This is a genomic window from Streptomyces sp. NPDC005752 (assembly GCF_040630715.1).
Taxonomy (GTDB): Bacteria; Actinomycetota; Actinomycetes; order Streptomycetales; family Streptomycetaceae; genus Streptomyces.
Genome location: NZ_JBEXYB010000031.1, coordinates 89,434 through 98,122, shown reverse-complemented (window position 1 = coordinate 98,122; position 8,689 = coordinate 89,434). Strand labels below are relative to the sequence as shown.

Here is an 8,689-nt window from a genome sequence, read left to right as displayed (position 1 = left end):
GCCGAGACGCGCGAGGTACTGATCGCCTCGCTCGCGATGCTCCGTAACAAGCACGCGGACCTGCCGTCCCGCAAGCACGGCAACCCCCCGCAGTAGCGGAAGCCCGGGTCGGGCGGCCGCCGCGCGCGCATGCCCTCGAACGCCGGACGGGCCCCTCTCCACAGGTCCGGCCGGTCGGATCCGTCCCCCTCGATCCCTGAACGTGAATCCGCACGCCGATGCGGGTCGTACGGCGTTCGAGGAGCAACGGCCACTGTGCAGCCCCAGTGAACAAGGACCACGAGGGACCATGACGAACGAGCCGTCCGACCTCCCCAGACCCGAACCGGGTGCCACGCCGCTGATCGGGCCGGGCCGTGTGCGGACAGCGCTCACCGGCGCGGCCCCGCTCGTCCTGCCGTCCGAGGTGGACGACCTCAGCGGCCTCATGGCCGCGGCCGCCCGTGGAGAGGCCTTCGTCCTCCAGGGCAGCACATGCGCGGAGCCCTTCAGCGGCCGCCGTGTGGGAGGCCTCGTCCGTACGCTGCTGCAGATGTCCGTCGTCCTGTCCCACGCCGCCAGGATGCCCGTGGTCAAGATCGCCCGGCTGGCCTCCCGGCACGCGGGGCCCGGCTCCGGCGTGGCCCACGCGAACGCCGCGGTGACGATGAACATGATCCGGGCGATGAGCGGTGAGTACGGCATCGCGGACGTGCGTCAGGTGCAGGACTGGAACCGGGAGTTCGTACGCGACACGGCAGGGGGGAGCCGGTTCGGTGCCTTCTCCGCCGAGATCGACCGCTGCCTGCGGTTCATGGCCGCCTGGGGGGCCGACGACCGCCCACTGCGGACCACGAAGGTGTTCGCGAGCCATGAGCCGCTGCTGCTCGACCACGAGGTGCCCCACCTGCTCCGGGAGGACTCCGGAAGGTACGAGCAGCAACTGTGGGCGCTGTCCGCGCACCAGTTCAGGATCGGCGAGCGGGCCCTGCGGCCCGACGACTCCCACATCGCGCTCGCAGAGCTGCTGGCCAACCCGATATGCCTCACGATCGGGCCGGCGACGGCTCCCGAGGAGGCCGTGGAGTACGTGCGGAGACTCGATCCGCACGTACGGCCCGGCCGGGTCACGCTGATCAGCCGGATGGGCGGCGACCGGGTCCGTGACGTACTCCCGCCCATCGTCGAGAAGGTGACTGCGTCCGGCCACCAGGTGGCGTGGAGCTGCGACCCGATGCACGGCTCCCCTCACGGGCCGGCCAGGGACGGCACCGCGTGTTCCTTCTCGCGCGTAGTCGAAGAGATCCGGGGATACATCGATGTACATCGGGCTCTGGGTACCCATTTGGGCGGATTGCATTTCGAGACATCGGGCGCACGGGATATGTCCGACACGGAACCAGTCGGCGGATACGGGACTGAATGCGGCCCCCGGTTGAATGAACAACAATCCGTGGAGTTGGCTTTTCTTATGGCAGAGATGCTCCGCGGCTGATTTCTGGAACTGAAAGTTCTGCACAGGCGTCCACGCTCGGGTTTCCCGCTCACTTGCATTGGTCCAACCATTGGCGCCACCCGTCCCGCCGCATTCCCGTCCCCACGCGTACGGAGCCCGGGCGGGCAGTACCGGGAGCGCGGAGGGTGCGTCGTCAAGACCCCTCCCCGGCCCCGCCGTTCCCCCTGGTCCGGCAGGTGCGCCGTGGGCGGTCGAGGGCCTCTGACCCCACAGGGCCCGGGCGGGCGGCCGCACTGTGACCTCTGCGTGTCAGCCTCGTCCTGAACATGCAACAAGATCGGTATCCGCTCGGGGAGGCCGGACGGCGGAATATCGCCATCCGGGCTCGGCGTCCGCCTCACCCGCACCTCACCCGCCGCGGCGCGGCATGGGTGCCTGACCGGCCACTGCGTGCCTTGGTCCGTACCGGCAAGGCCATTCGAATCCTGAGCTCGCCCTTACTCCCACGTGGGGGCGCCGGTGGCGGCGAGGGCGAATGTGGAGGCCGATCCCCTATGTCGCGTGAGCGATACCCCTATGTCCAGAGGGGATGGATTGAGGGGGTCGAGGCCGCCCTGGGTTCGTCATCTGAGGTGAACTTGAGCTTCCTGCCTAAGATTTGACGGACAGCCAGGTGGTGGAAGCCTGCCTGCGGCGGCAGAAAGCGGAACCCACGCAAAGGCACGTTGTGTACTTTGGGTAGGGGTTTGCAGGGGGAGGGGGGTGGAGCTAGTGTTCCAATTGGAGAGGGATTCCAGCGACTGTTTTTGGTCCCTGGCGATAGCCGGTGTGGCGTCAAGTGTCAGTCATGCCGGACGGGGTAGTCGCGGAGTAAGGCATGGTTTTGAGCCTTTGGTGATGCAGCCACCGCTCCTCGATGTCATGGAAATGGTCACAATGGGGGATGATGGTGCCAGTGGCACTCGTGGAACGTGAGCATGACCTGAAACTGCTCAGTAACCTTTTGACTGCCACTTTCAAGGGGCACGGAAAGATAGGACTTGTCAGCGGGGCGGTGGCAAGTGGCAAGACCGAGCTGCTGCGCTCCTTCGCAGACCAGTGCGCCGACGAGGGAGCCCTGCTCCTGAACGCAACCGCGACGAGGGCTGACCGAACCCTGCCCTTCGCCGTACTGCGTCAGCTGCTCGACTGTCTGCCGGCGCACGCGGGACCCGTCGCGGAGATCATCGGCTCGGGCGTCGCGTCCGAGGTCTCCCGTACGGCGGCGGCCACGCTGCTCGAACTGTCCGAACGGGCACCGCTCGTCGTCGTCGTCGACGACGTGCACCATGCGGACGAACCGTCGATGGACTGCGTGATGCGCCTGGTCAACCGACTGCGATCCTCCCGCATCCTGCTCGTACTGGCCGAGTCGTCGGGTGACTGGTCGGTGCACCCCGCCTTCCGGATCGAACTGGTCCGCCAGACCCAGTTCCACCGGATCAGGCTGGCACCCCTGACGGTGGACGGCGTCAGTGAGATGTGCTCGCAGCACCTCGGCCAGGACACCGCAGACCATGCGGCCGAAGCGCACCGGATGACCGGCGGTAACCGGCTTCTGGTTCGGGCCCTCATAGAGGACCAGGCCGAGTCCGGCGAGTTGCCGGGCCGGGCGGGCTGCTCGTCGCTCGGTGAGAGCTTCCGGCAGGCCGTCCTGACCTGCCTGCGCCGCAGCGGACCGGATGAACTCGAGGCGGCCAGGGGTATGGCCGTACTCGACGCAACCGGTTCGACGCACCGGATCGCCGAGTTCCTCGGCCATGGCCAGGAAGCCCTCCGCCGGGCCCTGCAGTCACTCCAGACGCTGGGAATCATCCACGACGGCCGGTTCCGGCACAGGCTGACACGCGCAGCCGTCTACGACGACCTCGCCCCGCAGATGCTGGCGGAACTGCACACGCGTGCCGCGCAACTGCTGAGCGACGGCGGCGGCAGCGTCACCGACGTCGCGGACCATCTGGTGGCGGCGAAACACGTGGGCGCGGACTGGGCCATCGCGGTGCTGCAGAGGGCCGCGGAGGAGTCGCTGGCCGCCGACGACGAGGAACCGGCGATCCGCTACATCGAGTTCGCGCTCTCCGTGTGTGAAGGAGAGCGGCAGCGGGCTCTGTTGCGGATGATGCTCGTCCAGATCAAGTGGCGCAGTGACCCGGAGGGCGCCGTCCGTCACCTCACCCCGCTGTTCCAGGCGCAGCGCGACGGCCACCTCGACGTCGAGCAGACGGCATACCTGCTGCGTGTGCTCATGTGGCACGGGCGCATCCAGGAGGCCAGGGAACTCATCACGCACCTGACCCGCATCACGCCGTCCGCGAACGAAACACCGAACGCCGTCCTGGCCGGCGTCCACAACCTGCTCAGACACGCCTATCCGCAGTTCATCCCGGACAGATCCGGCGTGGAGAACCACCTCTTCGACAACGCGACCACGCCGCCGGGGCAGCAGGCACAGGCGTCGGCCGTGCTCAGCTCGGTCCTCGGGCAGACTGCGGGCGGGGACGAGCGGTGCATCAGGGTTGCCGAACAGATACTGCAGAGCAGCCAGTTGAGCGACACGATGCTCGAGTCCGTCTGTTCTGCCCTGCAGACGCTCATCTACGCGGAGCAGCCGCTCCTGGCGGGGCGCTGGTGCGACGCGCTGCTCACCGAAGCCGGCAGCCGAGGCGTGGTGACGTGGCAGGCGGCCCTGTCGGGGCTGCGCGCGGAGATCGCGCTGCGGGAAGGCGATCTGGTGCAGGCCGAGCGGTACGCGCTCAAGGCACTCACGCTGATCGGCGTCGCGGGCTGGGGCGTCGCGGTCGGGGCCACACTGGGCACCCTCCTCGAAGCCGTCACGGCCCGGGGCGACTTCGAGAGCGCCCGTAAGTACCTGCGGGAGACGGTGCCCGCGGCCATGTTCCAGACCCGGTACGGGCTGACGTATCTGCGCGCCCGGGGCCACTACTACCTGGCGACCGACCGGCTGCAGGCAGCGCTCGCGGACTTCAGCTACTGCGGTGAGCTGATGAGGTCGTGGCAGCTCGATTCGCCGACGTTCGTACCCTGGCGAACCGATGCCGCCCAGGTACTCCTCCGGCTGGGGGACCACGAGCGGGCGCGTGATCTCACCAAGGAACAGATGGCGCAGATCGGCTCGCGTGCCTCGCGCACGTACGGCGCCTCGTTGCGTGTCCTGGCGGGTACGGCGAGTCACCGTGGCCGGCTGAGTCTCCTCAAGGAGTCCGTCGAGATCCTCCAGGCGAGCGGTGACCGGCTGACCCTCACCCAGGCGCTGTTCGACCTGAGCTGCGCCCACGAGGGCATGGGGGAGTTCGGCAAGGCCCAGATGATCTCGCGTCGCGCGGGGCGGCTGGCCAAGGAGGGCGGGATGCAGCGGATGCAGGATCCGGCACTCGCCCGCCCGGAGGAGCCGACGATGCTGCACTCCGCGCAGAACGACTCCTGGTCCCGGCCGGTGGACGAGACCACGTCGGCCGCGGACGTGCTGACCCTCTCCGAGCGCCGGGTCGCCGCACTCGCCTCCCTCGGCTACACGAACCGTGAGATCTCCTGCAAGCTGCACATCACCGTCAGCACGGTGGAGCAGCACCTCACCAAGGTCTTCAGGAAGCTGCGGGTCAAGCGCAGGACGGACCTCCCGGTCGAGCTCGAATACCACGTCGCCAACCCGGCCTGCTGACCTCCGGCACCACACGTCCCCGTTCACCCCCCTCCCCTTTCTCCTCTCCCCACTTCTCCTACGCACGTGAGCTGTTGAGGTACGCGATCACGGCCAGCACTCGCCTGTTGTCACTGGTGGACTGCACCAGGTCCAGCTTGGCGAAGATGCTGGCCGCGTGCTTGCTCACGGCGCTGTCGCTGAGCGACATCCGCTCCGAGATGGCCGCGTTCGACCTGCCCTCCGCCATGAGCGCCAGCACCTCCCTCTCCCGCGCCGTCAGCGTGGCCAGCGGCTCCGCCCGCGCCGGCCCCATCGCCTGGAACAACTGACTGATCACTTCAGGGTCCATGGCCGTGCCCCCGGAAGCAACGCGGCGCACCGAGTCGATGAACGAGTCGTCGTCGAAGACACGGTCCTTGAGCAGATAGCCGATTCCGCCTCGTCCGTCCGCCAGCAACTCCCGGGCGTACAACTGCTCCACGTGCTGGGACAGCACCAGCACAGGGAGTCCGGGAACCGTCCGGCGGGCGGTCAGCGCCGCCTGGAGCCCCTCGTCCGTGAAGGTCGGCGGGAGCCGTACGTCGACCAGAGCCACGTCCGGCCGGTGCAGCAGCAGGGCGTCGAGCAAATCGGGGCCGGTCTCGACCACGGCCGCGAGTTCGAAGCCGTGGTCCTCCAGCAGATGGGTCAGTCCTTTCCTGAGGAGGTACTGGTCCTCGCCGAGGACAACACGCACGGGAGCTCCATTGTCAAAGTGGTCGGGCCGCCGGGAGGCGAGGCCACGTCGAGCAGACCGTCAAAAGTGGCCAGACGCCGCTGGATCCCCCGGATACCGCTGCCGCGGGCGGGATCGGCGCCGCCGCATCCGTCATCGGTCACGGTGATCCGCAGCGCCCCCGCCCGGTGGCGGAGGTCGATCACGACGCGCTGGGCGCCGGAGTGCTTCGCGGTGTTGGTGAGCGCCTCGCTCACGGAGAAGTACGCACATGCGGCCACCGGCATCTGCGCCCGCCCCTGGAGGTCGGCGGTCACCTCGACCGTCAGCGGATGGGCCAGCGCCAGCGTGCGCACGGCGTCGACGAGCCCCCGCTCGGCCAGGACCGGCGGATGCACGCCGCGTACCAGGCTGCGCAGCTCACGGAGCGCGGCGGAGGAGTTCTCCCGCGCCTCGGCGGCCATCGCCCGGAGTTCGGGCTGCTCACTGCCGAGGCGCCGCTCGATGGCGCGCAGGCTCATTCCGATGGCGACGAGCCTGGTCTGCGCCCCGTCGTGCAGATCGCGTTCGATCCGCAGCAGCTCCGCCGCCTGCACACCCGTCGCCTCTGCCCGCGTCGTGGTCAGCTGCTGCACGCGCCGCGCGAGCACGGACCGGTCGGTGGGCGCCAACAGCAGGGCACACCAGCGGGCCTGGGCCCGCAACGTGTACGGGGTGCCCCAGAGGACGACCCCCGCCGCGAGCAGTGCCGCCGCGAAGCCGGCCGGGCCGGACCACCACAGCCCGACGGCGAGGACCGACGCCGTCGGCCCGAGCAGCAGAACCGCCGTCACCACCGGATTCGTCAGGAGCCAAAGGAGGTCGCGCCAGGTCGCGGGGTCGGTGAGAACCCACCGGCGGGCGGCGAGCCAGGTGGGGAGCAGCGGTCCGGGGTGCAGCGTGCGGCCGTACACGTAGTGCCCGTCGGCGCCCTGGACAGGTGCCGACGGCTGCTGCCGGTACGGCTCCGTGATGTCCGCCAGCCCACCGTGGCGCAGGAGCTCCCGCCACAGGTTCACCAGCTTGCGGCTCACCAGGACCACCTGGGTGAAGACCGGGACGAGCCCGAGGACCAGGGAGAACACGGCGGCGACCAGCTGGAGCACGGCCAGTACGAGCCCGCACACCGCGAGCGCGCACAGCAGGCAGGCGGCTCCCGCCGTCTGGACCTGTCGCCACAGACGGATCCACCACCGGGTCCCGCCTCCTGGCGCGGGGACGCCGGCGCCCAGGAGGAGCCTCGTCCAGTACCCGTGCAGCAGGATCAACGACGGCCCCGCCGCGACGCCCGCCGACACCGAGGCGATGCCCAGCCCCACCACGAACACCGAGCCGTGCCCTCCGTGCCACAGGGGCGAGGAGACTCCCGCGAGACCGGCACCGATCAGGGCCGCGGGCAGCACGGCCACCGGGGCCCCGACGAACGGGTCCAACAGCAGCCACCACAGGTCGCGGGCGGTCGCGGGGTCCCGGGTGATCTTCCAGGCGCCGCGCTTGCGCCGGGCCGTACTGCCGGAGGCGTACAGGCGTCTGCCGTACCGGTACAGCCCGCCTTCCCGGGCACGGGCCTCCGAGAGATGGGGAACGTAGGGATCGGGGATGTCCACCCGCGACCACGAGGCCGCCAGGCGGCGGCGCATCGCGGGCAGCCGGCGTATGCGGAGCACCGTTCCCACCGCGCCGGACAGGAGGGCCACAGCCATCGGTACGACGAGCAGCAGCCCGGCCGCACCGAGCGCGGCCAGCGCCACCCCGCGCACCGGGGCGAGACGGAGGGCGCGCCGCCATGAAGTGCCGCAAGGCCGTGTTCCGTCGGTCATCGCACCTCCCGGCAGCTCGTGTGATCAACAGTCTGACATGCACGCAGGCCCGCGGGCAGGTGCAGTTTTCTGCACCCCGACTGTGTTCCGGACTGCATTCCGCGGACCTCCGTCGGTGCGTAGCGTCATCGGTGAACACAGCGGCAGGACCCGGACAAGAGCAGCCAGGAGAGGAGGCCGTCGTGAAACCAGCACCTCAGGTTCAGGAAGGGCCGGAACCGGAATCCACCACGCTCGCGGGGAACGACAAGCAACCGGAACGAACAGGGCGCAGCCCACGGACCATGCTCGTCGAGGCGGCGGCACTGGACGTCGCGCTGCCGCTCCTGCTCTTCTACGGGCTCCGACTCATGGGTGTGAACCAGTGGCTCGCACTCGTACTCAGCAGCGCGCTCCCTCTGGTGCGGCTGGTCTACCGGGCGGTCAAGGACCGTCGGGTCGAGCGGCCCACGCTGTTCTCCCTGAGCATCATGCTCAGCGCCACACTGGTGTCGCTGCTGACGGGAGACCCCCGGCTGGTCCTGGCCCGGGAGAGCTATCTGACAGCCCTGGTCGGACTCTGGATGCTCAGCACCCTGCTGGCCTCGCGGCCCTTCATCTATCAGGCGACCATGCCGCTGCTCCCGGAGGCCACCGCCGCGGCCTGGCGTAAGGACTGGGACGAGGTGCCCGAATTCCGGCGGGCCATGAGGGTGCTGACCGTCGCCTGGGGAACGGCCTTCATGATCGACGCGGTGGCCCGGGTGGTCATGGCCTACACCCTGCCCGTCGACAGCGTCCCGCTGCTGGGCGCCGGTCTGCTCACGGTCCTGCTCATCGTGATCGTGCAGTTCAGCAAGTCGTACGCCAAGCGCCTCTCGGCCCGCCTCGGCAGGCCGGCCGAAAGCTGACCGCGATTCACCCCCTACCCCCGTCCGGGCGGTCAGGAGCGGCCCCGGTCCCTTCCCCCCCCAAGGGACCGTGGGCCCTCCCGCCCGGAC

5 protein-coding genes are annotated in these 8,689 nt (G+C 69.5%); 3 read left to right on the top strand and 2 right to left on the bottom strand.

Annotated elements, in window-relative coordinates; genetic code table 11:
• Nucleotides 1-289 precede the first annotated feature (289 nt).
• Together ABZ441_RS24935 and ABZ441_RS24930 are read left to right on the top strand one after the other, a co-directional pair.
• Nucleotides 290-1,474, top strand: coding sequence for a 3-deoxy-7-phosphoheptulonate synthase (locus ABZ441_RS24935; protein ID WP_358978031.1), 1,185 nt, complete (start codon nt 290-292; stop codon nt 1,472-1,474).
• A gap of 877 nt (nt 1,475-2,351) precedes the next feature.
• Complete coding sequence (locus ABZ441_RS24930) at nt 2,352-5,153, top strand: AAA family ATPase (protein ID WP_358978029.1); 2,802 nt, start codon at nt 2,352-2,354, stop codon at nt 5,151-5,153.
• Between the two features lie 58 nt (nt 5,154-5,211).
• Here the strand turns inward: ABZ441_RS24930 and ABZ441_RS24925 are convergent, their stop codons facing one another.
• Nucleotides 5,212-5,871: a response regulator transcription factor gene (locus ABZ441_RS24925; protein ID WP_358978027.1), complete on the bottom strand. Its 660-nt coding sequence runs from the start codon at nt 5,869-5,871 to the stop codon at nt 5,212-5,214.
• Nucleotides 5,823-7,709, bottom strand: a complete 1,887-nt coding sequence (locus tag ABZ441_RS24920) for a histidine kinase (protein WP_358978025.1) — start codon at nt 7,707-7,709, stop codon at nt 5,823-5,825. Before ABZ441_RS24920 ends, ABZ441_RS24925 begins: the two co-directional genes overlap by 49 nt.
• Nucleotides 7,710-7,891: 182 nt before the next feature.
• Between ABZ441_RS24920 and ABZ441_RS24915 the strand changes: the two genes are divergently transcribed.
• A complete protein-coding gene (locus ABZ441_RS24915; RefSeq protein ID WP_358978023.1) occupies nt 7,892-8,599 on the top strand; it encodes a VC0807 family protein in 708 nt (235 codons plus the stop codon).
• Nucleotides 8,600-8,689: the final 90 nt, after the last annotated feature.

Coding starts and splice junctions, on each gene's coding strand:
- ABZ441_RS24920 (WP_358978025.1), bottom strand. CDS start 7,709: ATGACCGACGGAACACGGCCTTGCGGCACTTCATGGCGGCGCGCCCTC.
- ABZ441_RS24930 (WP_358978029.1), top strand. CDS start 2,352: ATGTCATGGAAATGGTCACAATGGGGGATGATGGTGCCAGTGGCACTC.
- ABZ441_RS24935 (WP_358978031.1), top strand. CDS start 290: ATGACGAACGAGCCGTCCGACCTCCCCAGACCCGAACCGGGTGCCACG.